20 protein-coding genes, 1 tRNA gene and 1 pseudogene are annotated in these 24,242 nt (G+C 50.4%); 7 read left to right on the forward strand and 15 right to left on the reverse strand.

Annotation, left to right across the window (positions count from 1 at the left end):
* The first annotated feature begins 35 nt into the window (after window positions 1-35).
* A complete protein-coding gene (locus HP572_RS13310; RefSeq protein WP_240583464.1) occupies window positions 36-896 on the forward strand; it encodes a D-amino-acid transaminase in 861 nt (286 codons plus the stop codon).
* A gap of 80 nt (window positions 897-976) precedes the next feature.
* Here the strand turns inward: HP572_RS13310 and HP572_RS13315 are convergent, their stop codons facing one another.
* Window positions 977-3,430, reverse strand: a complete 2,454-nt coding sequence (locus HP572_RS13315; RefSeq protein ID WP_240583465.1) for a DUF3772 domain-containing protein — start codon at window positions 3,428-3,430, stop codon at window positions 977-979.
* Window positions 3,431-3,826: 396 nt separating this feature from the next.
* Here HP572_RS13315 and HP572_RS13320 point away from each other — a divergent pair.
* Together HP572_RS13320 and HP572_RS13325 are read left to right on the forward strand one after the other, a co-directional pair.
* Window positions 3,827-3,903, forward strand: a tRNA-Arg gene (locus HP572_RS13320).
* Window positions 3,904-4,338: 435 nt separating this feature from the next.
* Window positions 4,339-4,812 carry a GNAT family N-acetyltransferase gene (locus HP572_RS13325; RefSeq protein WP_240583466.1) on the forward strand — a complete coding sequence of 158 codons (474 nt, stop codon included), beginning with the start codon at window positions 4,339-4,341 and terminating at the stop codon, window positions 4,810-4,812.
* A 185-nt stretch (window positions 4,813-4,997) separates the two neighbouring features.
* Here the strand turns inward: HP572_RS13325 and cml are convergent.
* The 10 genes and pseudogenes from cml to HP572_RS13375 all read right to left on the reverse strand — a co-directional run.
* Window positions 4,998-6,170 (reverse strand): annotated as a pseudogene (gene cml, locus HP572_RS13330) (CmlA/FloR family chloramphenicol efflux MFS transporter); the annotation flags it as partial.
* Window positions 6,171-6,436: 266 nt separating this feature from the next.
* Window positions 6,437-7,870 (reverse strand): FAD-binding protein, encoded by a 1,434-nt coding sequence (locus tag HP572_RS13335; RefSeq protein WP_240583467.1) that lies wholly within the window; start codon window positions 7,868-7,870, stop codon window positions 6,437-6,439.
* Window positions 7,867-8,745 (reverse strand): TauD/TfdA family dioxygenase, encoded by an 879-nt coding sequence (locus tag HP572_RS13340; RefSeq protein WP_205550024.1) that lies wholly within the window; start codon window positions 8,743-8,745, stop codon window positions 7,867-7,869. Before HP572_RS13340 ends, HP572_RS13335 begins: the two co-directional genes overlap by 4 nt.
* Before the next feature lie 240 nt (window positions 8,746-8,985).
* The gene (locus tag HP572_RS13345) at window positions 8,986-9,207 is read right to left on the reverse strand and encodes an acyl carrier protein (protein ID WP_010300175.1); all 222 of its coding nucleotides are present in this window, start codon (window positions 9,205-9,207) and stop codon (window positions 8,986-8,988) included.
* Window positions 9,208-9,224: 17 nt separating this feature from the next.
* Complete coding sequence (locus tag HP572_RS13350; protein ID WP_240583468.1) at window positions 9,225-10,658, reverse strand: AMP-binding protein; 1,434 nt, start codon at window positions 10,656-10,658, stop codon at window positions 9,225-9,227.
* Complete coding sequence (locus tag HP572_RS13355) at window positions 10,655-11,773, reverse strand: membrane-bound O-acyltransferase (protein WP_240585754.1); 1,119 nt, start codon at window positions 11,771-11,773, stop codon at window positions 10,655-10,657. The genes HP572_RS13350 and HP572_RS13355 overlap by 4 nt, the downstream gene beginning before the upstream one ends.
* A 129-nt stretch (window positions 11,774-11,902) precedes the next feature.
* A complete protein-coding gene (locus HP572_RS13360; protein ID WP_240583469.1) occupies window positions 11,903-13,039 on the reverse strand; it encodes a D-alanyl-lipoteichoic acid biosynthesis protein DltD in 1,137 nt (378 codons plus the stop codon).
* 832 nt (window positions 13,040-13,871) lie between these two features.
* Complete coding sequence (locus HP572_RS13365; RefSeq protein ID WP_240583470.1) at window positions 13,872-14,501, reverse strand: hypothetical protein; 630 nt, start codon at window positions 14,499-14,501, stop codon at window positions 13,872-13,874.
* Window positions 14,502-14,512: 11 nt separating this feature from the next.
* Window positions 14,513-15,226, reverse strand: coding sequence for a hypothetical protein (locus tag HP572_RS13370; RefSeq protein ID WP_240583471.1), 714 nt, complete (start codon window positions 15,224-15,226; stop codon window positions 14,513-14,515).
* Window positions 15,227-15,415: 189 nt separating this feature from the next.
* Window positions 15,416-16,309: a LysR family transcriptional regulator gene (locus HP572_RS13375; protein WP_240583472.1), complete on the reverse strand. Its 894-nt coding sequence runs from the start codon at window positions 16,307-16,309 to the stop codon at window positions 15,416-15,418.
* Window positions 16,310-16,631: 322 nt separating this feature from the next.
* Here HP572_RS13375 and HP572_RS13380 point away from each other — a divergent pair, with 322 nt between their 5' ends.
* Entirely contained in the window at window positions 16,632-17,072 is a 441-nt protein-coding gene (locus HP572_RS13380) for a cupin domain-containing protein (protein ID WP_371745270.1), read from the forward strand.
* Between the two features lie 98 nt (window positions 17,073-17,170).
* On the opposite strand, the gene HP572_RS13385 is transcribed toward HP572_RS13380, so the two are convergent.
* Window positions 17,171-17,494 carry a PTS lactose/cellobiose transporter subunit IIA gene (locus tag HP572_RS13385; protein ID WP_205550035.1) on the reverse strand — a complete coding sequence of 108 codons (324 nt, stop codon included), beginning with the start codon at window positions 17,492-17,494 and terminating at the stop codon, window positions 17,171-17,173.
* A gap of 500 nt (window positions 17,495-17,994) precedes the next feature.
* Between HP572_RS13385 and HP572_RS13390 the strand changes: the two genes are divergently transcribed.
* The 3 genes from HP572_RS13390 to HP572_RS13400 all read left to right on the forward strand — a co-directional run bounded on the left by HP572_RS13390 (window position 17,995) and on the right by HP572_RS13400 (window position 21,802).
* A complete protein-coding gene (locus tag HP572_RS13390; RefSeq protein ID WP_240583473.1) occupies window positions 17,995-19,011 on the forward strand; it encodes an iron ABC transporter substrate-binding protein in 1,017 nt (338 codons plus the stop codon).
* 155 nt (window positions 19,012-19,166) lie between these two features.
* Window positions 19,167-20,744, forward strand: coding sequence for an iron ABC transporter permease (locus HP572_RS13395; protein WP_240583474.1), 1,578 nt, complete (start codon window positions 19,167-19,169; stop codon window positions 20,742-20,744).
* Window positions 20,745-20,746: 2 nt separating this feature from the next.
* The gene (locus tag HP572_RS13400) at window positions 20,747-21,802 is read left to right on the forward strand and encodes an ABC transporter ATP-binding protein (protein WP_240583475.1); all 1,056 of its coding nucleotides are present in this window, start codon (window positions 20,747-20,749) and stop codon (window positions 21,800-21,802) included.
* 30 nt (window positions 21,803-21,832) lie between these two features.
* On the opposite strand, the gene arnF is transcribed toward HP572_RS13400, so the two are convergent.
* The 3 genes from arnF to arnT are packed head-to-tail and all read right to left on the reverse strand — an operon-like array spanning window position 21,833 to window position 24,233.
* Window positions 21,833-22,225, reverse strand: a complete 393-nt coding sequence (gene arnF / locus HP572_RS13405) for a 4-amino-4-deoxy-L-arabinose-phosphoundecaprenol flippase subunit ArnF (protein ID WP_240585756.1) — start codon at window positions 22,223-22,225, stop codon at window positions 21,833-21,835.
* On the reverse strand, window positions 22,225-22,566 hold the full coding sequence (arnE, locus tag HP572_RS13410) for a 4-amino-4-deoxy-L-arabinose-phosphoundecaprenol flippase subunit ArnE (protein ID WP_240583476.1): 342 nt from the start codon (window positions 22,564-22,566) through the stop codon (window positions 22,225-22,227). Before arnE ends, arnF begins: the two co-directional genes overlap by 1 nt.
* Window positions 22,563-24,233: a lipid IV(A) 4-amino-4-deoxy-L-arabinosyltransferase gene (gene arnT, locus HP572_RS13415; protein ID WP_240583477.1), complete on the reverse strand. Its 1,671-nt coding sequence runs from the start codon at window positions 24,231-24,233 to the stop codon at window positions 22,563-22,565. Before arnT ends, arnE begins: the two co-directional genes overlap by 4 nt.
* Window positions 24,234-24,242: the final 9 nt, after the last annotated feature.

Raw genomic sequence — 24,242 nt, forward strand, 5'->3', positions numbered from 1 at the left:
TAACCTGCATTGAGCAACTATTAAGGAGTGTTGTGATGCAACGTCTTGTTTATGTTGATGGACAGTATTTAGAAGAAAATGAAGCAAAAATTTCTGTATTTGACCGTGGTTTCCTGTTTGCCGATGCCGTCTATGAAGTAACAGCGGTCATTGATGGCAAGCTGGTTGATTTCGCCGATCATATCACTCGCCTGCAACGCTCCTGCCGCGAGCTGTCGCTCACGTTGCCCGTCACACCTGAGGCGCTCAAAGAGATTCACGATGAGCTGATCAATAAAAACGATCTGAAAGAAGGCGCGATCTATTTACAGCTTAGCCGCGGTAATGCCGGCGATCGTGATTTCTATTTCCCTTCTGCTGACGTCAAATCCACGCTGGTGTTATTCACTCAGGCACGTTCGTTGGTCGGTAACCCTAAAGCCACAACGGGCCTGCACGTTGTCACCACCGAGGATATTCGCTGGCACCGTCGGGATATCAAAACCGTCAGCCTGCTCGCCGCCAGCCTGGCAAAAGAGTATGCCCATGCCAATCAGGCCGATGACGCTTTCTTTGTCGAAGACGGTTTCATTACCGAAGGCAGTTCCTGCAACTGCTACATCGTCCTGCATGACAACACGGTTGTAACCCGTCCACTCAGCAACGCTATTCTGCACGGTATTACACGTCAGTCGCTACTCAAGCTGGCGGAAAAGGATGGCATTGCGCTGGAAGAACGCTTTTTTACACCGGAAGAGGCGTATCACGCCAAAGAGATTTTTGTCAGTTCAGCCACCATGCTGGTTCTCCCCGTCGTAATGCTGGATGGAAAAACGATCGGCGATGGCAAGCCCGGAAAAATTACTCAGCGGTTGCGTGAAATCTATCTCGACATGATTAAACAGCAGGAAAAATAGCCGCGTTTTACGTCCTGTAAGCACGGCTTCGATGTTCATCCGTTACCCGTTGACTGCCGGATAACGGATGGCTGAGAAAATTATTTATCCTCACCCGACATGCCGTCAGGCAGCGCAAGCCCGGAGTTTTCCAGCACCATCTTTTGCGGTACGGCCAGCGGAATGTTTGATGCCCGTAACCGCTTGATAATCTCAAACAGCAGATCACTCTTCGCTTCCGATACCATTCTCGGGCTGCTGACATAACCCGTGACGCTCAGCACCATACCCGTTGGGTTCAACTGGCTAAACTTCACTGACGGCGCAGGTGATTCCAGAATCGCCTCGTGGTTGATGTAAGCATCCAGCAACAGGGCACGGACTTCTTCAGGATCGATATCCAGCGGGAACGTCAGCGCCAGCGTCGCAACCCCAAACGGATTCCCCATCGTAATATTGCGTACATTCTGCGAAATAAATTGGGAGTTCGGTACGATCACCGTCGAACGGTCGCCCAGTTGAATTTCCGTCGCACGCACGTTAATCCGCCGGATATCCCCTTCAACGCCGCTGATACTGACCGAGTCGCCGACTTTCACCGGGCGCTCCGTCAACAAAATCAGGCCAGAGATAAAGTTCTTCACGATCTCCTGTAAGCCAAAACCGATACCCACCGACAGCGCGCTGACAATCCATGCCAGCTTGTTCCATTCAATCCCCAATGTCGCCAACGTCAGCAGGATAATCAGGATGTAGCCGATGTTGCTGAACAGCGTCACCAGCGACGCACGGATACCACGTTCTAACGTCGTTTTAGGCAGGAATTCATCTTCCAGCCAGCGTTTTGAGGAGCGTAAAACATAAACCCCCACGACCAGAAAGAGCACGGCATTGACCAGATGAGCAGGCACGATGCTCAGCGTTTCCAGCCCTTTTCCGCCCCAGATTTCAACGGCTTTTTGCACCAACTCCAGCGGCGTAGTGGTGCCAAACGTCCCGTTCAGTAAGGCGACAGCCGCCATCAAAATTAAGAAGACTTTACCGCCAGCCGACAGGAGCAAAGTGGCCTGAGCCAGATGCCGATCGTCCAGATTGAGCGAATTCTTCATTCGCTTGCCGCTGGCGTTGTTGGGAGAAAAGAGGCTTTCGCAGATATCGGTAATAAATGTTGAGAACAAATACAGGCAGGAGAACACCATACCAATCCACACCAGCTCGAACGCAAGGAAACGAGCCAGTGAGATATAGCCGATGACCAGCGACACCAGAATAGCGAACGATGTCGCCAATACGGCGAGATGAATAATGCCGGATAATGTCGAACGCGCTTCCGGCTGTTCCCCTGAATGCACCATCTGCCGACGAATCTGATCGCTTTTTAGCGCGATCGTCCCCGCAGTAAAGGCCAGGAACAGGGCAGATAAGCCGTTCACCATAATGGTTGCTGCGACCGATGTTCCCACCGTCGCTGTCACTTGTTCAATAAAACCGAAGATCAGAATAATGCCTGCGGCAACCACAGGAAACGGCTTCATGGCTTTTGCGACAGGGTTAGCAATCGCAGGCAAACGCCATGAAGGGCGCTGATTCGAAAGAAACGCACGCCCCAACCCAGCGATCATCGAACAGAAAATTGCCTGTCTCACCAACGCATCAAGGAACGACACGACGCGTTCTGAAGCCTCACCGTGGCGCGTAAACGTAAAGTCGATCAGATTTACCGCAATGCCGATCGTGACCACGGTTGAAATAACCGACGCCGTGGCTAAAAAACTCCGCCGCAGACGCCCTTCCGGCAGCCAGTTAATTCCCGCCCAGGCCAGGCATTTCTCCATATACCGACGCCCCGCCGAACTCATAGCCATGGCGATCAAAATCAGGAGTGCGGAACCGTAACGCCAGTCTGGCTCCCAGGCCACCGTAAAGGCGTCACTTAATTGATCCTGAAAGGTACTCAGGCGACGTACATCCTCAGCTTGCGGAGCCACAAGCGGTGCCCAGAAGCGCCCGCCCAGAATGCTACCGGAATTCAATGCCAGTTGCGTTTTCAGCGCATTACGACGCAGAGTCACTATTTGCGCGGACAGATTGGCCGCTCCGGTGCGTAAAGCCTGAATCTGCTCGATCTGCGCATCCATTTTTGCTTTTTGCGCATTCAGACTGTTTCGCTTACGCGTCACTTCACTGGTTTCATTAATGCTGGAGCCGGACTCTGGCGCTGGCCCTAAGACATCCAACTGGGCCTGAATTTGAGCGCGCTGCGGTGCCACTGCATTAGCAAGCTCGTTGGCGCTATTCACCAGTTCCTGCGTTGTGTCATTCAACGCGCCGAATTTGCTGTCGTTATTGGTGCCTGAAACCTGCTGCTTGATGTTATCTAACTGTTTTTGCAGCTTAACCAACTCGGCATCAACATTAATTTTTACGGGCGCCTCGGTCTGCGCGGGCTGTGGGTCAGGATCAGAATCCGCACTCGCCGCCGATGCATATCCAACAGGCAGCATCAACATTGCCAGCAGACAAACGCGCAAGAATGCGGATGAAAGAATGTTCATAAATCAAAAGGTTCCAAAGTTCGACAAAATAGCGGATCCACAAATAACCGAGCGACAAACCCGGCACGTGAAAGCAGCCCACACTCATCCAAAACCCACGAATGCGGGCATAGTGTATCAACAGCACAGAGTGCAGAATACGTCCGTTCATAACTTGAAAAGAATTACTGAACGCATCTAGCAGATAAAACTGAAATTTTCATTGCTATGTGTAGTTCATGTGGACGAGGCTCGCAATTGTGCAAAAAAGTCACACCAGAGAAAGCGACATTCACCAAAGTTGTACAGGGATTCACCGTATAGCGTAAATCCAGCGCCAACCCGTTGACTCACTGGGACGTGTGGGTATAATCCAGCCCACTGTTGTAACAAGCAACAGCCATTTCTTTTTGAAATGCGCCCTTAGCTCAGTTGGATAGAGCAACGGCCTTCTAAGCCGTAGGTCACAGGTTCGAGCCCTGTAGGGCGTACCATTTCAAAATAAACAGACGTCAACCGACGTCTTTTTTTATACCTAAAATTCAGTAAACCAGAAAACCATTAACCAAAGCCGTTCCGGCTTTCACACAGTGTGTATGTCATTCACTGATTTAATCGGGCTCACCTTAGAGAGATTCAGTGGAGCTGGAATATCTAAATACATATCAGAAGATAACAACTCAATATCAGATGGGTTAGCTATTGCTCAACAGGACACCAAACAGGCAGTTTATTTAACTAAAAGTTGTTAACACGAGGATGACTAACCAGTTAACATGAGCCTGTGAAAAGACTTTGGAGGAATGTCCGTCAGCTGTGCTGATTAATAATCTAACTGCATATACCAGATGGATGTAAGGCTTAATACGCCCTTAACAGACCGATTTTTAAACCCGCCTCTTTTCATATGCACAATGGAAAATATAAATATGCTAATCAAAGCAGCGGTTCTTGCTGACGCCAAAGAACTCGAAGAAATTTATTCCTCATCTTTTGAATCAAATGCCACCTTTTTCCCTGATGATATGGAAGAAGATGATGATGGTGAAGAGGATTTCTCATTTGAGTCCGCAATAACAATGTCGAACAAAACCGTCCTGGGATTTTGGGAAAATACTCGTCTGATAGGAGGAGCGGTTATTTCACAAGATATTTGCGAAACGAACCTACTTGAAAGATTGTTTATTCTGCCTGAAAAACAGGGAAAAGGTTATGGTTACCGTGCATGGATGGAAATTGAAAAGATGCATCCATGCGTTAGAGAATGGAGACTGAGAACGCCGACATGCCTTATTAATAATGTCTGTTTCTACGTCAACAAGTGCGGCTTTTCAATCATTCGTGTAGAAGATATGGGTAATGATGGCGTTGGTATGTATGTCTTCTCAAAACCAGTGCGGTAAAACGTCAGCTTATCAGCAGTAATCCTTCTTTGGGCTGCACTATCATAGATGTTAAGCAGCCTATCTCTTTTGTCATTTACAACGGTCAATAACGCCTTGTACGCCATGATATTTCCATTGCGTACAAGGATAAAAACTAAATAACTAACAGGACTTTAACTGACAATACGATTAGCCGACGCAAGTATACTGGACAACACGATGACGATCGCCGCGAGTATGAAGCAAAAAGCAACGATCGGCCAACTTGTGCCAACCGGGAAAATAGAGATGATGACCGTCCCAATACTCCCTAATATTATTCCACCTAAACAGAAATAAACCGCAGTAACCGTTCCTGCTATCTCATCAAATCCCTGTAAAGCCCCATTAGGTGCAATGGAAACCGACATAGCAATGCCAATTCCTATTATCCACATTGGTGCAATAAAACCTGGCACCCAAAACGGCAACAGTAATTCACTGATTATCAGCATCATTCCGCCTAAAATAAGACATCCCATCGCTATTCGCATGACTTTAAGGCTTCCCCAGACAGGAATTAATTTCCCCATCATTCTAGCCGCGATCATCATTGCGATAGCGACAGTAGCAAAAACCATGCTGAATAAAAGCGGTGACAGGCCTTGTCTGCCCATCATTATTTGTGGTGCGGTTGAGAAAAAAACAAAAAAGCTCCCCATCCCTGCACTGTAACAAAAGGTATAAAGCCAGAAGTTCATTTTTTTCAACGGGAGCAAAAGCTGTGACCAGCGTAAATCCGTAGTCCGCTGATGTCGGGTTTCAGGCCAGAATCGCCATGCAGATACATAAGCAATGGTCATCAAAATACCAAGGACGGCAAAAATTAGCCGCCATCCCATCCACATATCGACTAACGCCCCAATAATAGGTCCAACCGCCGGTACGATGGCGAGCATGGATCCCAGAATCCCATAGATAACATGACTTTCCTCACGGCCTGCGTAGATGTCGCGAACTGTTGCAAACATCGCCACCAAACAAGCTGAGGCTCCACATGCCTGCGCGAAACGGCATACCAGAAATAGATTTATTGAAGACGAGACAGCAAGTCCAAATGATGCAAGCAGGTAAACAAAACTGCCCCACAGCAATATTGGGCGACGGCCAAAACGGTCAGACAGCGGACCGAATAACAGTTGTCCGGCACCGATCATGACGAGATAAATCGATAATGTTAACTGAATGACTTCTGGGGTCGTACCTATAGCATCTGGCATATAGGGTACAACGGGCAGATACATATCCATGCCCAGTGAAGCCAGCAAATCAAAGGGGGATAACAGTAATAACGTTGCGGTAAGCGAGTAAGGCCAGATAGTGTGATTTGAGCGCACGAGATTATCTCCTGAATAAAGGATTTAGCGGCGCTCTAAGAGCAAAGGGAGCTTTGAAAGCGCCGCAACAACGTAAATGGGAGTTGTTGCGGCTTAGTTATCTGCTTTTTTGGTCATGCTCTTGGTTTTCATCACTCGGGGATAATGTCGCATAGTAACGGATTGGGGGATTATTGGCGATAATAGGCTGTAACAGGCGCGTATACATCATATTCGACAGAGAAAAATCGGCTCAGTGCAATCTCACTGAGCCGGCAACGTTTATGCTATTGAACTCGCCAGTCGCTAAAGTAACGACCGATCGCGGAAGGGTCATCGAGAGGAGCGGTGGCGGCTATATAGCCATCTGGCCGAACTAGCAGGTATTGATCGGAATAGGGGCTACTTCCCGTTTCAACATGCAAAACAGTGACGATATCAGGCAGTGATGCAGGTACCGTCGCCGCGCCAATGATGAGCAAACTGTAATTGCGATAATTTAAATGTGAGTAAATTCTGCCTGACTGACTAGACTGAGAATCACGCCACATAAAATCATGCAGCCTTTCGCCAACACGCCCGTCTGTTCCATAGCGAACGCCCATACCCGTGATGTAACCCGCACGCTTTTCGACAATCTTGACGTAATCATCGGCATGGGTGCCTGTCTCTGAGGTTTTGGTTGAACGCACGAGTTCCGCTGACGTTTTTACGACTTCCAGCGCGACTGCTTTTCGCTCCGTTTCGTAAGTCTGTAATAGCGTTTGGGGAGCATGATGATGGGTAATCATCGCCATTTTCCAGATGAGGTTAAATGCATCGGCCAATCCCGTATTTAATCCTTGCCCACCATTTACCGAGTGAATATGGCTCGCATCACCAGCGATAAATAATTTATTTTCAAGGATATAGTTTTCTGCCACAGACTCTTTAACCGAGAATTTTGAGTACCACTCAATCGACTTGAAACGCAGACTGTGTGGTTGCAGAGCATGGTTAATTTTATCTATCGCCTGCTGTTGCGTGAAATCCTCACTGTCCATCTGGATATAGAAACGATCAATCTTACCTTCACGTGGTATCCAGGCAACATCGGCGGTTTCTGCTTGGAAAACAATAATTTCCGGTACTTTTGGGAAATCAGTTTCTATTTCGCCATCAATCACTGCCCAGGTAATTTGCGGTCGAGTGATCTCAAACGGGATAGCAAAGTGTTGGCGCACAAACGATCGTGAACCATCTGCACCAATCAAATACCGGGAACGGACGGTCTCACCACTGCTGAGCGTGGTGAGGCAGCCGTCTTCCTCCAGCACAATATCTTCCACAGAAGTATTGCGGCGCACGGCACTATTTAGTTCGGTGAGCTTATTATCGAGCGCTTGTTCCACATAAGCCTGACCAATCATTAAAAAATGCTTGTGAAAACAGCCTTCTAAAGCATCCCACCAGGTAGACTGGCGTGAAATAAATTTACCTTTTGACCAGACTGAGCTGGTATTGCAAGCTTTGCCCAAGGGATAAAGCTCGTCGAATAAACCGATAATTTCAAACAGCTGCAAGCTGCGGGCGTTTAGCGCATCAGCACGGCCTACCGTTAGCGGCGCTGATGATTTATCGATAATGACGGTGCTTAAACCTGACAGCTGAGCAAGATAGGCACAGGCCAGACCGACAGGCCCTGCACCGATAATCATGAGATCAACATGCTGTGGTTTCATGACGGCTGCACCAAATGTGGGTTATTCAGTGGCTGTTTAGCATGGATATGCACCCGGCGCAGATGACGGCCACTCTGGCTGGCATAAGATTCACGACCGTGTAATAACGAGTAGTTATCCGCAATGACAATGTCACCGCTTTGCCATTGGTGAGCATACTGAACCCGTGGATCATATAAAGCATGTTGCAGGCTGCTGAGTAATTGCTCTTGCTCTTCAGGTTCAATACCGGAGAAGTGATACGTTGATGGGTTTAAGAATTCTTTATCGCCAGCAATCGGCGGCTCACAAAAACGAATGACGGGATACGTGCGGTAAGGGTGCTGTTCGATAATAGGAGCCTGCGCGGTGCTACTGTATAGCTCGACTGCGCGCTGATACTGACCTGTGGCACGCTGCCACAGCGCTTTGGTTTCGGGTGACGCCAGACGTAACGCCGTGGTGGTACTCGAAAACGTGGTGCGCCCTCCTTGCCCTTCGCCAACGGCTGATACGCATTGAAAGACTTGTAGTTCCGGCACGGTTTTAAGATACATACCGTCCCAGTGCAAGGGAACGTAGTTGTTAGCAAAGATATGGTCAGTAGCATCGGGTTGCTCAACCAGCTCCAGCACCGCGCCAAACGGCCATTGCATAATGTCACCAATAGCTGCGCAGTATGTTGTTAAATTTTCTGCACTCGTAAAGCTATCAAAGCCCCGCAGTACCACTAATTGTTGGTTTTCTACCAATGTACGCAGCCAGGTCGGTGATAATTCACCAATATGCACGCCTGACTGTTTAGGCTCAATACGTACACCAAAGTGACAGGTTTCACCTTGGGAATGGGTTAAAGGATGATAATCAAATCGATCTTCTAAAGTGAATGCGTCCATTTTACTTCTCCGTATATTATCCATCGCTGAAAGATCTTTTCAGATAATATCGGCAACAAATATTCAACACCACGGATACAATTATAATAATTAGGGTGGTTTGAATATAGAATCACTGCTCTCCTCTTTTCACCAATATCTAATGATGTAATGGAACTTGATAACCTCACAATTAAAAAACCCCAGATAAACCTATCTGGGGTCTTTAAATAACGAGAAAAAACCGTCGCCGTTTCAGGCTTAGCCACGGTTCTCTTCGATGTAGCGGGCCAAATCCGCAGGGGTTTTCAAAACGGTGGCGACTTCGGTCGGTGGGATCACACAGCCGTAAACATCCTGCACTTCCAGCACCAAGTCGACCGCCAGAATAGAGTCGAGAATATCGGACTCAATCAGCTCATCGTTAAAGCCCACTTTACGGGATAAGATCTTTTCAAACAGCGCGAGTATTTCTTGTTCCATCATTTTTTCCTGAGTCATTAGATCGTGCGGGCATGGCTGTCCAGCAGTTTACGGTCAATTTTGCCGTTAGGATTAAGCGGCAACGCATCTTTGATAATAATTTGGGAAGGCACCATATAAGGCGGAATGACCTTCGAGAGCGACGTTTTAATCGCTTCTGGCGCTAAGTTCGTCACGCAGAACGCCGCGATGCGCAGAACGCCACCGCCCGATTTCATCAGTGGCAGAACAACCGCTTCGCTGATGTCGGATATCGCCAGCAGACGGTTTTCAATCTCATTGATTTCAATGCGATAGCCATTCAGTTTGATCTGGCTGTCATTGCGTCCCTGACAGTATAGCTGCCCGTCCTCGTAGCCCAGGTCACCGGTTCTATAGCCCCGGAATGCTTCGCTCTCCCGATACAGCAGTTTCTCCGCATTCTCTTTTGCCAGCCCGAGGTAGCCGCGCATCACGTTTTTGCCCCAAATGATCAGTTCGCCCTCAGACGTAATTTCCATTCTGGAGTCCGGCATCATCGCGCCGACTGGCAGCAGATCGTTCTCACTGTGCAGGATTTCATCGGTGATTTCGATGACGGTGGTCGCGATTGTCGCTTCCGTTGGGCCATAGGAGTTGAGAATTTTGGCATGCGGGAAGCGGCGGCGTAACTGTTTTACCAGCGCCTTGTTGAGCACTTCTCCAATGAACACGAAGACGTTAAGTTCAGGTAAATATTCACTGTTGAACTGGGGAGACAGCAGCCTCTGGTAAGCGAAGGATGGCGTTGAAACCCAGACGGAAACGTCGTTGTCTTTCAGGCGATCGAGCCAGTTTTCTGCCGCGATATCCTCTTTCGCATTCAGAACGATGTGCCCCCCAGTCGCCAGATTCGCCAACAGCGGAATCAGAGAGAGATCGAAGCTGAACACTGCATGGTTCATCAGTACCGGTAGGTCCGGCAGCGAAAAGTCCTGGCGCACCCACTTCATGAAGTGCCACAGGCTTTCACGCCCGATCTGCACCCCTTTAGGCTTTCCAGTGCTGCCGGAGGTAAACATGATATAGGCAAGATCTTGCTCGACCAACGTCTGCCCTGCCTCACCGGTAGCAATGAACTGTTTGGTTGCCACATCGTAGTAATAAGGCGCGCTTGCCAGATGGCAAATCTCGTTGAGCCGCTCCTGAGGATAGATGCAGTCCACCGGAATATACGGGATGTTATGCAGCAGGCAGCTATAGATCGCCACGGCAAACTCAGCTTGCTGATGACCATATAACACGACTGGCGGCCCCGCGGGCTGCTGGCAATGCTGATAGCGCTGTGACCAGTCTGTCACGGCGACGGATAGCTGCTGCCAGGTCATCGCGTCATCGCTGCCGCTAATCGCCAACTGATCTGGGTTCGCGGGATCGAGTAATGCCGCCCGGAGGAAATCTTGTAGTTCCTGAAGCTCTGAGTGAAGGTTCATAGTGGGGACATTCCGCTAAAGATGTAGAGGGAGGCCGCGGCGCTTGCCAGCGTCAGAATTCGACCGATGAACACAATAACCGGATGATGCAGACAATTGCTCAGCGCCGGACTGCGTTTGGCTGACCACTGCAACATATTGTGGGCAACGGAAATGGCGCCAAACAGTGCGCCGCTGATGACATAGTGTCGTTCAAGCCCGTTCCATGCCCCCATACAAAACAGGGTGCAGAAGATGCCAATATTCTGTGCCAACGTTTTGTTCTGTCGGAAAAAGTCGAGCTTCATCAGATTCATATAAATCGGCATAAAGACCACATCCCTCAGCCATTCAGACAGGCTGATGTGGAAGCGTCGCCAGAAGTCCTGCGGGTTTTTCGCCAAAATAGGCAGATTGAAGTTGGCTGGGATATTCAGGCCAAATAAGCGCCCCGCCCCGATAGCCATATTGCTGTAGCCAGCAAAATCAAAATAAAGATAGGCGCTGTAGGCGAGTGACATCACGACACCCACGCTTAACGTAAACGGGCGCTGGCTCCACGACTCAATCACCAGATTATTGATCAGCATGGCAAATAAGAACTTCTGAATAATGCCGGTAAAAATCTGCTCCATCGCCACTAAAAACTGTTCACGGGTCATCGTGAAGACCGGTTTATTAATGTCACTCACCCATGTCCGCCAGCGATACATCGGGCCAGCCAGAATAATAAAAGGCATAAAGAGGTAGCAGAAGTAGTGCAGGAAGTTCTGGCCATCTTTTTTGCTGCGATAAAGCAGCACATCAATGGCGCGGAAGGTCATAAAGGACAGGCCGATCATGCCCCAGTGGTTATTAAGGTGTAATTTCACCAAAAACAGCGGCAGTAGCGTCAGGCTGACCGCCTGCCAGGTTTTTAACCAGCCTTTCTCTTTTAAGGTGACGAGAATATAAAAGCTCAGGAACACCGCCACGGGAACCAGATAATCCCCCTGGAAAATATATCCCCAGCCGAATACCGCCAGTATGGAAAAGGCAGATAAATACGTCAGCCGATAACGGAATACGCGATTAACCAGCGCAAACAGTAACGCGGATGAAAACAGAAAGAAAAAAAATGCCCCGGAACTATACATCATTCATCCTTCAGAATTTTTGATATTCAAAATGCACTTTTAAACTCATGCTTTCATCAACAGACGTCCACGCGACGATGGTGACTGCCAGAAAGAGATAAAGGAAAAAAAGGCGAATGGCAGATTTCATCATTTAAAACTCTCTGCAATAAATTGATCCATCGCGACCCATGCCGGTTCGGTTGGGTGCAGGCGATCCCAATTCCAGCCGTTCTGATAAGGCTGCGCATACATATCAAAATAGCGAACCTGATTTTCTTCCAGCATCGACCTAATCTGGCTATCGACCGGTTGAAATTTCTCGGAATTATTAATCGCCCACGGATTAATCGGATCGACGATGACGACAAACTGGACGTTGCGCGCTTTCAGCAGTTTGATCGTCGCCCGTAATGCCTCCATCTGCGCCGGAATAATCGGCGCGTCATCCCACTCTTCCGGCGTTTTATCGTCGGCAAAAACAGATTTATCCATCCACAATGTGTCTGCACTTTGCTGGCGGGACTGGTTCAGCACACGAGCCTGATCCAACTCGCGATTCCAGTCTGGAGTCATGTTGGCAGCTTGCTGCTGAGGCCACGGTTGTGCGGACTGAGGGACAATATGTAATATCGATAGCCAGTAGTTTTTTATCAGCTCACAGAAATTTGCAAATTGATAACTGACTTCCTGCCAGATAATTTGCGGATCCCAACCATAGACTTTCATTTGGCCGAACGTTAAATGGCTTATATCTTCTTTATCGATATGTTGTAGATAATTGACCAGAAAGGGACGCGTCTGGTCATCCTTCATCAGCGGATCAAAAATAGATGCGGGAAAATTGTTGGCAAAAATGGCCGGCGGAATACCGTCTGAATAAAAGCTATCGGGTGCCAGCAGCAAAACAACTTTACTGTTTGCATTAAGCTCATTTTTAAAACGCGAAAACAGCAAAAAATGTGTGACGTTATCGACAAAGCTATCGCCATAGGCCACTACCGGGCGGTGTAGCTGGTTATTAAAGTAATTATATACTGCGTAATGTTCATCTTCAGATGTAGAGACCTCGGAAGCCCCAAGAAAGAAAATCGCATTTCCCTGTAAAGCATGGGAAATGGTGGCTATCTTTTCCTTTTGTTCCTTTACCGTTCCTTCCATTGTTTTAATCAGTGGCTGGAACGTTAGCGCAGGATCAACGCTCGTCACCAGCGGGGGAACGCTAAGAAACAAGATGGCGAGAGTGGCCATCAGGATATGTAGACCGAGAGTATTTTTAATTTTCATCTAAAAGTAAAATGACATAGTGTTAATTTGTTTAAAATTTGTGATTTTCTATCTTCACAGTAAATTCATCCCTGTATTTTTGGATTATATACCAGGCTTATCTGCGATGATGAGCGTTGCTGTGTAACGGTATGTACAGTGTTTATGTCCGTCACAGAATAAGGCTGACGAGCCCCGCGCGATCGAGACAGGAGAAGGGTTCTCCTGCATCCACTATCACTTACGCGGTTTGAATATGCGGTAGTAAAAGCTCGGTGGCGGGAACCGGTTAAGACTCAGTTTGCTAACAATTGTAGGGATGGTGGGGTTCAGGAATCTTTGGTACGATGAATAAGTACCTTATCGCGTAATCCTCGTTTTCCTCTTTATTTCATCTGACAAACTTTTTTCTTAATGTTAACTTAATAAACATGTGTTCTTACTTATTCACTCGGTATTCACCCTCACGTTTTACAGGGCTATACGTAATTGAAAAAACTAAAAGGAGAATCGATGAAAATTATCAGACCACTTTCCCTCGGTTATTAATCGTCTCAATAACCCTGTTTGTTATCGCTTGCTCATCCAGCACGAAAAAATCCCCTACTGATGAAACGCCAGCGTGTATGAAATATCGTTCTATGATGAAAGCGCCCTTGCCACCAGCAGAAATGGTGAAGCTAAAAATCAGTGTGAACGATCCAGACATTAATACGGTGGGGATCGTCAGCACAGATCCCCAGAATTTCTATAGCACTAATGATGGCGAACTAATAAATCACTCCTTAGTATATTGCCAGAACAGCACTCATGTTGTGCGAGCACCCTAACGCGACTACTTGAGATACCTATGTTATTCCTCAATGTCCATCAAGGAAAAGTGCTGCTTTATTTTTTCAACCAGCTTTTCTGGCCCATTTTCTTGTACAAAATCGGTGAGAAGAAACTTGAAGCCTATTGTTTTAACCAACCCCTTATTACCCAATTCAACCTCAGATTCAAGCTCAGGATAAGCAGCATGACGCCAAATCCGATCGAATACCTCATTGTTATTATGTATCTGCTTAATTGGGCTAAATAGATAGATTGCCAGATAAGTCTCTGTCTGTTTTGCCATTTTATTTAGTTCACAGGCGTCTGGCTCTTGCTCCGCATAGACCTCTTTACGATGTTCCCATTCCAGTTCACTATCGGTGATAAGCCTGATATCCAAAATATAATCATTTGGGCAGAAATAGCGTGAAGAGGATTTTTTTATGAATGTAAAAGAAGTATCTATCAATGGTAAAAATCTCCATCCCCAGCGCTTGAATGGGTTTACGCCTCTTGATGGTGACGTATCAAAACTAATCGGGTTCCACTGCAAAAACTGCACACTCATCAATTCCCCTACTCGTTCTATCCGGGGTAATACCTGCTGATAAAACCCGGCGCAGATACGGTGTGCTTGTCTGACTTGTTGAAGCGAGTCCTCAACATTCATTTTTAACGTCCTTATTTGCTGTGATAAAAAGAAGAGAAAATATGTTCAGTCCCCTCATGCAGAGGGAGCGAAGTAATAAGCTGAGATAAATTTTTATACTCTGGCATCGCCACTCGGATACCATATAAGGAAAGTGCGGACAGACAATCCCGAACAATATGCTGCTCATGAATACCGATTTTCTGTAAAGACAGTAATGCATTTTTAGCATTATGCCACTCTCGCTGTATTACCCTTGTATTACCTCTGTGTTTTTCGATTAAATTATAATTAAATTTCCCTAACGACTTGGGAATATTTCCTAGTGCAATAAAAAAGAGTTGTTCTTTTCTTCGCTCATCCTGATGATAAGCAGTAATCTCTCGTTGCCATTGTTGATGATACTGCCAACCGCCCTCAGGTGGTTTAACTTCAATCAAAATATCGGCTTTTTCAAACTCTAAAACAACATCAGATTCGACACTGTTCTGGTCAACATTTTTCATTGTTAGCGAATAACGAGGCCAAAAATTCACCTGACGATATTCACCTAATTCTGATTTCGATAAGCCGAGAAATTCACGAATAAACAGGAAACGACTTTCTGCACTCAAATAACCAATTCGTGTCCAAAATGCTGCCGTCAGTAAATCCTCTCGTTTTTTAAAGACATTACGCCAGCTCTCTGGCGCTTTCCCTTCTATTTCCACTCTGCCTGCTTTTCCTTGCATAATGGCCTGAAGCATCTAATTCTCCTGATAAACCTAATAGATCACTCGGAAGGAACCCTGTCCAAATGGTGTGATCTGAACGCCAGATTTACTACCAACTAGAACGAGTCGTGCCGATCATAACATCACCCTCCAACGATGAAATACGGCTAATTAGAAAAATAAGCCAGAAAATCCGCAATCAAACACGTTCCATCCTAACCGCTAACGCGGGTAGCGCAGTGCTTCCACAAACAGTGAGAAGGCAGTGGTATGCTGTTTACGGCTGGGATAATACAGATAGTAGCCGGGGAACGGTGGACACCATTCCGTCAGCACCCGGATCAGGTGCCCACTGGCAATGTCATCTTGTACCGAATCTTCCGGCACATAGGCCAGACCGAGCCCGATGAGTGCCGCGTCAATCCGCTGGCGCAGGCTATTCATAGTCAGCTGTCCCTCAACGCGGACCTTGATTTCCCGACCGTTTTTTTCAAATTCCCACGCATAAATGCCGCCCATCGTCGGCAGACGCATGTTAATACAGCGGTGATGCTGCAAATCCTGTGGCGTTGCGGGGGCAGGATTGCGGGCGAAATAGTTAGGGGAACCGACCACCGCCATGCTCATTTCCGGTGCGACACGCACGGCAATCATGTCTTTTTCCACCTGTTCACCTAGGCGAATGCCCGCATCAAAGCGGCCGAGAACAATATCGGCTAAGGCGTTATCCACCGTGATTTCGACGTTAATATCGGGATAATTCGCCAAGAATGGCTTTAGCACTGGCCATAATATTGAATCAACCGCATGCTCCCCCGCCGTGATACGAATATTTCCCGCAGGCCGTTCGCGCATGTCGCCCAGCGCCACCAGCTCGCTTTCAATATCTGCGAAGTGCGGGCCGAGGCTATGCGCCAGCTTCTCCCCCGCTTCCGTCGGTGCGACGCTGCGCGTGGTTCGGGTCAGCAAACGCACGCCAAGTCGTTCTTCAAGGCCGCGAATCGAATGGCTTAGCGCCGACTGGGAAAGCCCAAGCTTCGCCGCCGCTTTGGTAAAACTACGTTCTCTTGCCACCACAAGGAACGAAATGAGGTCATTAAAATTTTCTTTTAACATCAGAGTGTCCGAAGAGTGGTGCCATGAATGATATCCATGTGAAACGGTCAATTGCTCATTACGCCACGCTGAAAATCAGCAGCGGGACATAGCATCCCCGCATTGCGCGGCGTAATTAATGAATATAATTCATAGCCGCTTGCGGGTTTTGTCCTCTGGTGCTTCTACGTAAATCGCAGTAACGTTTTTCACAGTCGCTGTCTTTTATCTTTCACCAACCCTGAATGATTCAATCACAACGAATCTTTCAATAACTACAAATTTTTCAATAACAGCTACGCTTTCCATGAGATGACTTGCTGCCCCTGCCGTGATGTTATCCATGCTAGCCCCGGCTGCGATTGCCGGAACGGAGGAAAAATTGAAAATTACCCGCAGTGGTTCACACCCGTCCCAATCTGGCCCGGAAAGCTATTTTTCCGGTAATGTACGTCTCGATGCGCCCTTTCAGGGCACCGCCCCGGCTCGGGTTGGTGGCGCGACGGTCACCTTTGAACCCGGTGCCCGCACGGCATGGCATACCCATCCGCTCGGTCAGACGCTGATCGTCACGCAAGGTCGGGGCTGGCTTCAGGAATGGGGCGGCGAGATTCAGGAGATCAATCAGGGCGATATCGTCTGGATACCTGAAGGCGTAAAACACTGGCACGGCGCGACAGCACAAACGGCCATGACGCACATTGCCATTGCCGAATCGCTTAACGGCAGCCCGGTCGAATGGCTGGAAAAAGTCAGCGACGAGCAGTACGAAAACGGGAAATAGCCTAAGGAAAGCGTCGCGATAAAAAATAGCGACGGGTAGAAACAGCAAAGCCACTCAGCGTGAAACTGAATGGCTTTTTCCTTTGCTCCGCGATGCGGCTAGCGCAGGTGAAGATTGACGCCAGAGACCTCTTTTCTGAGTTCAATAATCTCTTCAGCCAGCTCACGGCATAGCATCGCATTCATCAGGTGATCCTGCGCGTGCACCACGATAAGTTCGATATTGGCTTTTTCCTTACTCTGGTTGCCAATAAATCCGGTCTGGATCAACTGCGCCCGGTTCAGCGCCACCGCCGCCATTTTTAATAATTCATCGACGTGATCCCACTCGCCACGGCGAGCGGATCTCAGCGCTTCCATTGCGCAGGAACGTGTTTCGCCAGATTTAACGATAAGCTCAATCATCCGCGTTTCTACATCCATTCTTCCATCCCCCGAATATCAGTTGCTGTGTCACCTTTTTGTCGGTCAATTAACCCCAAATTGCAGACAAGCGCACGTGACACCGAAGCAAGTACGGTGCATTTGTTGTATCGCTACTCACAGCCTGCAGAGTAAATATAGATGATCAATCAGGATTTGTTTCTGTAAATCATGACGTTATGTCTCATTTCCGATGAAATAAATTTCACAGATACGTCAACCTGTTTTTTAGACGATAGATTTATACAAATTCATACCGCGACACGCCTTGAAATAAAGTGATGACCGAAAGATCACACCCACCGAAACCTTAATTTAACCTTAAGAAAGCGAAATAATAATAACTATCATTATTATTATCAATATGTAGAATCCATCGTCGACTGCCGCTACCTATCGGCCTGTGTCGCTAAGCTAGCGTAGCTATCGTAAGTGGCTCAGGGCTTCACATGTAAGCCAGCCATACGCAAATACGACAGGTATTGATAAGGGTAAATAATATGAAGCTTAGTTTTGGATTGCTGAGTTCTGCCGTTTTATTCGCTTCCGGTTTGGCTCTCAGCGCATCGGCAACCGCAGCAGAAAACGATGAAGGGATTGTGATTTACAATGCCCAACATGAAAACCTCGTGAAATCCTGGGTTGACGGTTTTACCAAAGAAACCGGCATCAAGGTGACGTTGCGCAATGGCAGCGACACCGAATTGGGCAACCAACTGGTGCAGGAAGGGAAATCCTCCCCTGCCGATGTGTTCCTGACTGAGAATTCACCGTCAATGGTGCTGGTCGATAACGCCAATCTCTTTGCTCCGCTGGATAACACGACCCTTGCTCAGGTGCCGTCTGACTATCGTCCATCCCACGGCCGCTGGATCGGGATTGCCGCACGCTCCACCGTCTTTGTTTACAATCCGACCAAATTTACCGACGCTCAACTGCCGAAATCTTTAGCCGATCTGGCGAAACCAGAATGGAAAGGCCGCTGGGCCGCCTCTCCATCCGGCGCAGATTTTCAGGCTATCGTCAGCGCCTATCTGGAGCTGAAGGGTGAGCAAGCCACACAGGCGTGGCTGAAAGGCATGAAAGAAAACTTCACCGCCTACAAAGGCAACAGCACGGTAATGAAAGCCGTGAACGCGGGTCAGATTGATAGCGGCGTGATCTATCACTATTACCGTTTTGTCGATCAGGCTAAAACCGGCGAAAACAGTAACAACACGAAGCTGTACTACTTCAAGCATAAAGATCCGGGCGCGTTCGTCAGCATTTCCGGCGGCGGCGTGCTGGCGTCCAGCAAACATGCGAAAGACGCACAGGCCTTCATTAAGTGGATTACCGGCAAATCCGGTCAGGAGATCTTACGCACCAACGATGCCTTTGAATATGCCGTTGGCGTCAACGCGGCCTCAAATGACAAACTGGTTCCGCTGAAAGATCTGGATGCGCCGAAAGTCGATGCCGCCAAGCTCAACAGCAAAAAAGTCGTGGATCTGATGACGCAGGCAGGTCTGTTGTAATACGTGAGTTGTCACGCATAGATTGCAATACTTAGATTACAACGACAGCTCCTTTCGTCAGGGCGTTCGCGTCCTGACGAATCCTCACCCGAATGTCCGCTCAGCGCGGCTTCATCGTCTCAAAATATCGACCTAACGAGGCAGCCACAGGCCGTATGACAAACGTTAGCTACAGCGAAACCACCCCGTTCACCGCCCCTTCTCCGCCATTACGCAAGCCAGCGGCATTGCTGACGATCGTCGCCCTGACGCTATCGCTGCTGGGGTTTATTCCGCTGGGCTTTGTGATTGGCGTGAGCATTGATACCGGTTGGGAAACGGCGCGCTCGCTGCTCTTGCGCCCTCGCGTCGGCGAACTGCTGACCAACACGGTGCTGCTGGTTGTCCTGACGCTGCCGATTTGCACGGTGCTCGGCGTACTGCTGGCCTGGCTGACGGAACGTACCACCCTGCCCGCCCGACGCCTGTGGTCACTGCTGCTCACCGCGCCGCTGGCAATACCCGCCTTTGTACAAAGCTATGCCTGGATCAGTACCGCGCCCGGCCTGCACGGTCTACCAGCTGGCGTGTTTTTATCCGTCGTCGCCTATTTGCCGTTTCTGTATTTGCCCTGTGCCGCGACTCTGCGACGGCTTAACCCCGCGCTGGAAGATGTCGCGGCTACGCTGGGCGTGCCTCCCATTACTGTATTTTTCCGCGTGGTGCTGCCGCAGCTAAAGCTGGCTATCGGCGGCGGACTGCTGTTGATTGCGCTGCATCTGCTGGCGGAGTATGGCCTGTTCGCCATGATCCGCTTCGATACCTTTACCACCGCGATTTTCGATCAGTTCCAGTCAACGTTTAACGGTCCGGCGGCTAACATGCTGGCCGGTGTGCTGGCGCTGCTGTGCCTGTTTCTGCTGTGTGCGGATGCCCGCGTGCGCGGCGTCACGCGCTATGCCCATGTCGGTTCTGGCGCGCCACAGGTTGTCACACTGGTACGCCTGTCGCGGCTTCCGCTGTTACTGGCTCTGCTGCTACTGGCGACGCTGGTGCTGCTAACGCTCGGCGTGCCTTTTATTACGCTGTCTCGCTGGCTGTGGTTTGGCGGCTGGGAGGTGTGGCAGCGCCGCGAACTGCTTGATGCCTTTCGCCAGACCATGACACTGGCGCTGAGCGGTGCCGCACTGACGACGCTGGCGGCGATCCCGATGGCCTGGCTGACGATTCGCCACCCCAGCCGCCTGTATCGGTTTCTGGAAGGGTGTAATTACATCACCAGCTCTCTGCCGGGTATCGTCGTCGCGCTGGCGCTGGTGACCACCACGATTCACATTATCAGGCCGCTCTATCAGACCGAATTCACCGTGCTGCTGGCTTACCTGTTGATGTTTATGCCACGGGCGCTGGTTAATCTACGCGCCGGTATCGCACAGGCTCCGGTGGAGCTGGAACAGGTCGCCGCCAGTCTGGGGCGTTCGCCATTGCAGACGTTAATGACCGTGACCGTTCGGCTGGCCGCGCCCGGCGTCGCCACCGGGGCAACGCTCGTCTTTCTGGCGATCATCAACGAGCTGACCGCTACGCTGCTGCTGGCGCCCAACGGCACCCGCACGCTAGCGACTGGCTTTTGGGCGCTCACCAGTGAGATTGATTATCCGGCGGCGGCACCCTACGCGCTTATTCTGGTTCTACTGTCGCTGCCGTGGACCTGGTTTCTCTACACGCAATCACAAAAAATGGCGGGGCTGTAATCATGTTGGAACTCCATCGCGTCAGCAAAAGTTTTAACGGGCGCACCGTGCTGTCTGACATTCATCTGACGCTAGAAAACAGCCGCCGCACGGCGATTGTCGGTCCGTCAGGTTCGGGGAAAACCACGCTGCTGCGCCTGATTGCCGGGTTTGAAAAACCGGATACCGGTGTCATCACGCTGAACGGGCAAACGCTCTGCGATAGCGGGCTTTCCGTTCCTGCCCATCAGCGCGGAATCGGCTATGTACCGCAGGACGGCGCGCTGTTCCCGCATCTTTGTATCGCGGATAACATCGCATTTGGACTCAAAGGATCGAAGGCAGAAAAGCAAAAGCGCGTGGATGAGCTGATGGCGCTGGTTTCTCTTCCAGCGCATTTGCGCAAGCACTCACCGCATGAGATTTCCGGCGGTCAGCAGCAGCGTGTCGCACTGGCTCGCGCGCTGGCGCAGCGCCCTAAGTTGATGCTGCTGGATGAACCTTTTTCCGCGCTGGACACCGGCCTGCGTGCCGCCACCCGTAAAGCGGTGATGGACGTATTGCAGCAGGCTAACGTGGCGTCGATTCTGGTAACCCACGATCAGGGAGAGGCACTGTCCTTTGCTGACCACGTTGTCGTCATGCGCGACGGTCAGCTGTCGCAATCCGGCTCGCCGTGGGCGCTTTACCACCAGCCCGCCAGCGAAGACATCGCAACCTTCCTCGGCGAAACGCTAATTCTCGATGCACAGATCGACGGCGGTCAGGCTGACTGTCTGCTTGGGCGCATCGCGGTGGATCGCCCAACCGCAAGCGGCAAGGCAAGAATCATGCTCAGGCCAGAGCAGATCGTGATTCAGGGCGTTGAGGTTGATAGCGCTGAGGGGAATAGCGCAGCAACGATTCGCGCGACCATCCGTAAAGTTGATTTTTCCGGCTTCGTCTCGACGCTGACGCTGCACGTCCATCACGCAGAAACCGACATCATTGAACTGAAAACCGTCAGCCACGCCGCTTTTGCCGTCGGCCAGCAGGTCAGCCTGAGCGTGAACGGTGCGGCACACATTTTCAGTCAATAACATCAATCGCCACTGGCACGCGTAGGCGGCTTATCGCGCCGTCTGCGCGTTACGACTCACCAGCCAGACGCCCAGCAGAATGATCAGGACGCCGAGGTTTTTGCGCAGGCTCATCGGTTCGTTCAGCCACGGCAGGAAAATCGCCGCCAGATAAACCACCGCGTAGCTCAGGCTAATCAGCGGATAGGCGCGGCTTAGTGGCATATAGCGCAACACCATGAACCAGCACACCATCGACAGGCCGTAGCAGAGCATCCCGATTAGCACCGCAACCGCAGGCCAGCCGGCCAGCAACGTGCTGAGCGACGGCCAGTGCGCGATGGAAATGCTCGGCAGCGCCAGCATCCCGCTTTTCATTAACACCTGCGCGGTGCTGGCGAGCACAATGCTGCCAATCGCCCAGACATAGCCTTTTTTCGCCATCATCCCCCCTGCATCAGATAGATACCGGTGATAATCAGCGCAATGCCCCACCAGTGATGCTTGTCCACACGTTCGCCAAACCCGTAGTGCGCCAGCAGCGTGACCAGCACAAAATTGATGCTCAGCAGCGGGTACGCCACGCCGAGCGGGATCTGCTGCAACACCACAAGCCACAGCAGCAGCCCGATGCCGAGCAGCAGAGCCGCCAGTATCAGCCATCCCAACGCCACACGTTGACGCCGATCTGTGGGTAAACGCCGCCAGCACTCTGCTGCCCGTTTCTGGCACAGTTGCCCCAAACTGGTCAGCAGGCAGACGATAGCCACCAAGAGATAACTCATGGCGCTATCTGCTTATAAAACAGCAGCACGTAGCGGTGCGATTTTTTCAACTGATCGGGGGCAGGCAGACTGCGGTATTCTTCATCGGTATCCCTATCGACCTTCAGCACCAGCGCGACATTTCCGCTACGCCGTTTCTCCGCAAGCCAGGCAGGGAAAGCCCCCTCATCCACGAAGCGATCAGCAGCATCCGCATAATTCAGCCCGTAGTTCAGTTCGCCCCGCGCCTTGAATAAGGTGATATCGCTGCGCTTCAGTTCCCACGCCAGTCCGGCCGCCAGCCCAACCTCATCGCTCAGCACATAGAGGCTCTTTTCCAGCAACGGCTGATGGCTACGAATAAAGGTTTGAGGGTTCTTTGAATCGACCACGCTCGCCGGAATACTTCCACCGACGAGCAGCGCCAGAAATAGCGGACAGCCCGCCACCAGATAGCCCCACGATCGCGATTTCCTCAGGCTGACAGCGGCAAAGGCAATCCAGCCGATAAAACAGACGACACCCGAGACGATGGTCAGCCCTTCTCCCGATTGATAGAAATGCGGCACAATGATGCCGAGGCCGAGCGCGGCAACCGCGAGCGCCAGTACGCTGCCGAAAGCTATGTTGAGCCAGCTATTAATGCGCAATACACGTTCGCGTACCGCAGGCACCAACCCGGAAATCCACGCCGCCATCAGCAACGCCAGCGGCGCAAAGCACGGCAGAATGTAGGTCAGCAGCTTGCCTTTAGCGATGCTGAAAAACAGCAGCGGCATCACCATCCAGCACAGCAGGAGGAACCGTTCCGGGTTCGCTTTTCGTTCCGTCCAACCGCTGCGCAATGCGCCCGGCAGAAGCGCCAGCCAGGGGAATGCGCCGACAATCAGCACCGGCAGGTAATACCAGAACGGCGCTTTATGCTGCGCATCGTCTTCTGCAAAACGCTGGATATGCTCAATCCAAAAGAAGTAATGCCAGTAATCGGCTTCTCGCGCATGCACCGCCAGCGCCCACGGCGCACTCAGCAATACCGCGACGACAATCGCCAGCGGCCCGAACAGCAGCAGTTCCTTAATCCGCTTTTGCGCCAGCGCCACCGGCAGCACGCTGATGACCGGCAAGGCCAGCGCCAGAAAGCCTTTGGTCATGAATCCCATGCCGCAAGCCAGCCCCATCAGCCCCCAGGCCATGAGCCTTTCGCGCGTCAGCGTGGCGCGCTGAATCAGCACGTGGCTGAACAGCGCCGCCGTCATCCAGAGCGTCACCATCGGATCGAGCCCGCTGTAGGTGCCGATGCCATACACCAGCAGCGACGTCAGATAGATCGTCGCCGCCAGCAGCGCGGTACGCTGGTTTTTCCACAGCAGCATCGCCAGCCAAAACACCAGCAGCGCGCTCAGCGCAGTAGAAAATACCGAGGCAAAGCGCACGGCAAAATTGGTATGACCTAATAACCACTGGCTGATGTTATTCAACCAGTAGCCCGCAACAGGCTTCTCAAAGTAGCGAACGTCCAGCAAATGCGGCACGACCCAATCGCCACGCTGAAGCATCTCGCGGCTGATTTCGGCATAGCGCGTTTCATCCGGCGACCACAGCCAGCGGCCGTTAAGCGGCAACAGGTAGAGCAAAGCAAATAGCACCAGTATCACGGTGCTTTTCAGCTTTATCATGCCTTTTTCCATACTATCTCC

Source organism: Pectobacterium sp. PL64, assembly GCF_022477975.1.
In the GTDB taxonomy this organism is placed as follows: domain Bacteria; phylum Pseudomonadota; class Gammaproteobacteria; order Enterobacterales; family Enterobacteriaceae; genus Pectobacterium; species Pectobacterium jejuense.

What these genes read in the sequence shown, in the direction of transcription:
- HP572_RS13310 (WP_240583464.1), top strand. Translation starts at nt 36, where the DNA reads ATGCAACGTCTTGTTTATGTTGATGGACAGTATTTAGAAGAAAATGAA.
- HP572_RS13315 (WP_240583465.1), bottom strand. Translation starts at nt 3,430, where the DNA reads ATGAACATTCTTTCATCCGCATTCTTGCGCGTTTGTCTGCTGGCAATG.
- HP572_RS13325 (WP_240583466.1), top strand. Translation starts at nt 4,339, where the DNA reads ATGCTAATCAAAGCAGCGGTTCTTGCTGACGCCAAAGAACTCGAAGAA.
- HP572_RS13335 (WP_240583467.1), bottom strand. Translation starts at nt 7,870, where the DNA reads ATGAAACCACAGCATGTTGATCTCATGATTATCGGTGCAGGGCCTGTC.
- HP572_RS13340 (WP_205550024.1), bottom strand. Translation starts at nt 8,745, where the DNA reads ATGGACGCATTCACTTTAGAAGATCGATTTGATTATCATCCTTTAACC.
- HP572_RS13345 (WP_010300175.1), bottom strand. Translation starts at nt 9,207, where the DNA reads ATGGAACAAGAAATACTCGCGCTGTTTGAAAAGATCTTATCCCGTAAA.
- HP572_RS13350 (WP_240583468.1), bottom strand. Translation starts at nt 10,658, where the DNA reads ATGAACCTTCACTCAGAGCTTCAGGAACTACAAGATTTCCTCCGGGCG.
- HP572_RS13355 (WP_240585754.1), bottom strand. Translation starts at nt 11,773, where the DNA reads ATGTATAGTTCCGGGGCATTTTTTTTCTTTCTGTTTTCATCCGCGTTA.
- HP572_RS13360 (WP_240583469.1), bottom strand. Translation starts at nt 13,039, where the DNA reads ATGAAAATTAAAAATACTCTCGGTCTACATATCCTGATGGCCACTCTC.
- HP572_RS13365 (WP_240583470.1), bottom strand. Translation starts at nt 14,501, where the DNA reads ATGAATGTTGAGGACTCGCTTCAACAAGTCAGACAAGCACACCGTATC.
- HP572_RS13370 (WP_240583471.1), bottom strand. Translation starts at nt 15,226, where the DNA reads ATGCTTCAGGCCATTATGCAAGGAAAAGCAGGCAGAGTGGAAATAGAA.
- HP572_RS13375 (WP_240583472.1), bottom strand. Translation starts at nt 16,309, where the DNA reads ATGTTAAAAGAAAATTTTAATGACCTCATTTCGTTCCTTGTGGTGGCA.
- HP572_RS13380 (WP_371745270.1), top strand. Translation starts at nt 16,632, where the DNA reads ATGCTAGCCCCGGCTGCGATTGCCGGAACGGAGGAAAAATTGAAAATT.
- HP572_RS13385 (WP_205550035.1), bottom strand. Translation starts at nt 17,494, where the DNA reads ATGGATGTAGAAACGCGGATGATTGAGCTTATCGTTAAATCTGGCGAA.
- HP572_RS13390 (WP_240583473.1), top strand. Translation starts at nt 17,995, where the DNA reads ATGAAGCTTAGTTTTGGATTGCTGAGTTCTGCCGTTTTATTCGCTTCC.
- HP572_RS13395 (WP_240583474.1), top strand. Translation starts at nt 19,167, where the DNA reads ATGACAAACGTTAGCTACAGCGAAACCACCCCGTTCACCGCCCCTTCT.
- HP572_RS13400 (WP_240583475.1), top strand. Translation starts at nt 20,747, where the DNA reads ATGTTGGAACTCCATCGCGTCAGCAAAAGTTTTAACGGGCGCACCGTG.
- arnF (WP_240585756.1), bottom strand. Translation starts at nt 22,225, where the DNA reads ATGGCGAAAAAAGGCTATGTCTGGGCGATTGGCAGCATTGTGCTCGCC.
- arnE (WP_240583476.1), bottom strand. Translation starts at nt 22,566, where the DNA reads ATGAGTTATCTCTTGGTGGCTATCGTCTGCCTGCTGACCAGTTTGGGG.
- arnT (WP_240583477.1), bottom strand. Translation starts at nt 24,233, where the DNA reads ATGGAAAAAGGCATGATAAAGCTGAAAAGCACCGTGATACTGGTGCTA.